Source organism: Microvirga tunisiensis (genome assembly GCF_009296175.1).
GTDB lineage: Bacteria > Pseudomonadota > Alphaproteobacteria > Rhizobiales > Beijerinckiaceae > Microvirga > Microvirga tunisiensis.
Window position 1 is genome coordinate 1 of the sequence record NZ_VOSK01000508.1, and the last position, 3,463, is coordinate 3,463.

The 3,463-nt window shown below is 58.9% G+C and carries 4 protein-coding genes; 1 reads left to right on the forward strand and 3 read right to left on the reverse strand.

The window, feature by feature from the left end; translation table 11 throughout:
- Window positions 1-310: 310 nt before the first annotated feature.
- The 3 genes from FS320_RS40275 to FS320_RS46620 form a co-directional block, all read right to left on the reverse strand.
- Entirely contained in the window at window positions 311-940 is a 630-nt protein-coding gene (locus FS320_RS40275; RefSeq protein WP_152718081.1) for an NAD(P)H-binding protein, read from the reverse strand.
- Between the two features lie 266 nt (window positions 941-1,206).
- The gene (locus tag FS320_RS40280) at window positions 1,207-2,223 is read right to left on the reverse strand and encodes a diguanylate cyclase (RefSeq protein WP_162003564.1); all 1,017 of its coding nucleotides are present in this window, start codon (window positions 2,221-2,223) and stop codon (window positions 1,207-1,209) included.
- A gap of 294 nt (window positions 2,224-2,517) precedes the next feature.
- Complete coding sequence (locus tag FS320_RS46620) at window positions 2,518-2,739, reverse strand: hypothetical protein (RefSeq protein WP_162003565.1); 222 nt, start codon at window positions 2,737-2,739, stop codon at window positions 2,518-2,520.
- A gap of 33 nt (window positions 2,740-2,772) precedes the next feature.
- Here FS320_RS46620 and FS320_RS40285 point away from each other — a divergent pair.
- A partial coding sequence (locus FS320_RS40285; protein WP_162003566.1) for a GGDEF domain-containing protein occupies window positions 2,773-3,463 on the forward strand: 691 nt, incomplete at its 3' end.

Below are 3,463 nucleotides of genomic sequence, written 5' to 3' on the forward strand. Positions count from 1 at the left end.
TAGGTCAGGCCGCTCTCGCGTAGCCCCACCACCTGTCGCCGACGCTCCTCTTGTGCTGCTGCTGGCAGCTTGCGCATGTCTATATGCTTCATCCCGTCGATCTGGTCCGACCGGTCGTGGATTTCAAAATCTCCCAAGCCGGATCAATAAGAGAATAGATCTCAATGAGAAGGGCGCTAGTCATGCCACCGCACCTTCGCGGATGCCTTCCGTACCAATTTTGTGCTTGCAATAATCGATATCAGCAGAGCAAGGGTGGCACAGCGTTTCATCACGATCTCCACTGTTTGGAGTGGTGCGGCAGTGACTATCAATAGGCGATCGCCGGCGTCTTATTCAGATAGCTGTCGTCCGTCGCTTGCCGCAGCATGAAATCAGCAACATCGGCCCGCGCGATGTGACTGCTCTTGGCGGGAATGCCATCAACAGCTGTCCGATACTGCCCAGTCCACGGACCATTGGTCAGCGGCAGGGGCCGCACGGCGATCCACTCCGGCGCATGATCCCGGATGTCCTGCAATGCCCTCCGATGATCGGCCAGGGCGTGACGGATTACGCGTTTGGCAAGAAACAGGAGCGCTGCTCCCCGCAGATCCCGTGCCCTCTCGTCAAGGACCCCGAAATTCGATAGAAAGACGAGCCGCCGCACCTGGTGCGCCTGCATCGCCTGCACAATGTTGCGGGCCGCTGTTGAGTAGAGGGTTGTGGGTCCTCGTGATTTGTCGCCAATGGTGCAAAACACTACGTCTTGGCCTGCGAGTGCGCGGGTCACCGCCTCTGCGTCCAGAACATCGCAGCGTACAATGTGAAGCCGCTCATGTTGAATCTCGACTACAGCGGGATCTCGGACGGCTGCTGTGACGTGATGGTGTTGTGCGAGAGCGCGCTCAAGAAGGCAGCGTCCCACTCCTCGGCTCGCACCGATGATAAGAACCTTCACCGATCGCTTTCCTTGTCAGGTGTTTGAAGCGTGATCGTGACTGAAGGATTGCCGTGTTCTGCTCGTCTCGTCGGTGCCGCAGAACACATCACTCCACAATGGAGTTCAAGGGTGACGCCGACCGGCCGGGTCACCTTGAGCAGTCGCTCGCATCGTGCCCATGGAACAGCCACACCGGTCAGCGTCGCGGCCTTGGGGAGCTGCATCAGTGCGAGCTGAGGCAGGGCAAGGCCGAAGCCCCAATGTCACTCACGTTTGTGACTGTTTCAGGGAAGCGATCCGCCAACAACGCGGTTTCTGCCAGCGCGCTTGGCTTCGTACAATCTGGCATCAGCGGTCGAGACCAGTATCTTCGCAGAGAGCTCGGCTGGACCCGCCGTAACCACGCCAACGCTCACCGTCACCAGTCCGTCAATTCCTCTTGGGTGAGGGATTTGGGCTGCAGCCAGGTTCTCCCTTAGCCTCTCAGCGACCTCGAGAGCACCCGTTTGGTCAGTGGCCGGCAGGATCAGGGCGAACTCTTCACCGCCGTAGCGAGCAGCCACATCGTCCGGCCTCCGAGCTCCTTGTGCCAAGATGCCGGCGAACTGGCGCAGCACATCATCGCCCGCTTGGTGCCCTGCCGTGTCATTGAGTGCTTTGAAGTGGTCGAGATCGAGCAGCAGCAGGGATAGCGGCTCGTTCGTCCGACGTGCCCGCCGAACAGCGCGCTCAAGGGCTTGGTCAAAGGCGCGACGATTGGCGATGCCCGTCAACCCGTCTGTTTGGGCGGCGCGCTCCAGATCCTGGTTGAGCCTCCAGAGTTCGACCTCGTCCATCGACACCGCCGCCAGATCGATCAACGTCGAGACATCGAACCCAGCGGCATCCTGCGGCTCGCGCTTGAGAATACAAAATGACCCGACCGCTGCGCCTTCCGGCGTCAGCAGCGGGACACCGGCATAGAAGCGGAAAGGCAGGAATGTCACGACGGGATGTCCATCGAGTTGAGGCTCCTTCTGCATGTCACCGAAGACCAAAGGCTCGCCCGAAGCGATCATGATCTGGCACACCGACCGTTCGCGCTCGATCGATGAACCGATACCATCGCCTGTGATCGCCTTCATCCACTGGTAGCGATCATCCACAAAACTGAGGAAAGCGACGTCGGCACCATATACTCTCGCGGCGATGCGCGTGAGCCGGTCGAAGCGCTCGTCTTGCGGCGTATCGAGGATCCCGCACGACAGCAGAAAATCGAGCCGCTCTGCTTCATTGGCTGGCCGCGGAGGCACAACAAACACGTCAAAACTCCTGCTGCAGGCGAATGGCCTCTGGGATGGATCACCTATGTCCGAGAAATCCCGACTTAGATCAGGTGTCGGCGGTCTCGTCCTGGGTTGCTGGCCCAGCAGGCCATGAGCGGGTGGCTTTGAGTCTCAGGTTAAGCTTCAGCGCGAGGAGTGCTACTGTCTCTCTTATGAGCAATGTTAACCTGTTGAGGGAAGGTGATCGCGCCCTGCTGGTTTCTCCCACGATCCAACCCGGCTTGGCACGCAAGCCAGGCAGTCTCAGAGTTTATGCGCCTCGAGCGTCGTTTAGATGCTTTCAATGTTCAAGGCCGAGGCGTCGATAAGGACGAAGTTGAACTCCGCTTCGAAATCCTTCTCAGCCGGGCAAAGCTCCTCATGGAGGGCGGTTTCCAAAGCATCATTCAGGACGATCCGGATCAGCAAGCCACTCTCCACCGTCTCGCCGACGTCTTGGTCTTGATGCAGCCTCTCATCGCCGAACTCGAGCACCCTGGTTCCGTTCAGCAAGCACTTCAGCTCTTGGAGCCGCTGGAGGCAAGATTGCTGCAACTCGCATCCTACGCACAAATCCGTGGAGGTGAGAGGATCGCCCTGGATCAGCAAGAGCTTAATCGCCTGTACTGGATCTTCTCGGGATTATCGCTTGGTCTGATCCTGCTTGGTCTGATCCTGATCGGCCTCTTCAGCAGGCATAATCAGTTGCTGGAACGAGCGCATAGCGACCTCCATGCTCTCACCGGTGATCTCGCCCATGCCGCCGGTCACGATGCCCTGACCGGATTGGCGAACCGCGCGCTCTTTCATGAGCAACTGGAGAAGCATCTCGGCAGGTGGCGACAAGAGGGCAGTCGATTTGCCGTCCTGTGCTTGGATCTTGATCGGTTCAAGAGCGTCAACGATACCTTAGGTCACGAGATCGGCGACGTGCTTTTGACAGTTGTTGCTGATCGCCTTCGGAACTGCCTGCGCGGTGACGACACTGTCGCTCGTCTTGGTGGCGACGAGTTCGGAATCCTGCTGGAGGCTACAGCTGGCCTTGAAACCTGTACTGTACTTGCGAGGCGCCTTGTGGAGCGGCTGAGCGCCCCCTACTCTGTTGATGGACGTGAGATCGTCATCGGCGCCAGTGTTGGTATCGCTCCAGTTGAACCAGACATTGTCTCGCCCGACCAGATGCTGAAGCGCGCAGACCTCGCCCTCTACGAGGCTAAATCTCAGGGGCGTGGCATGT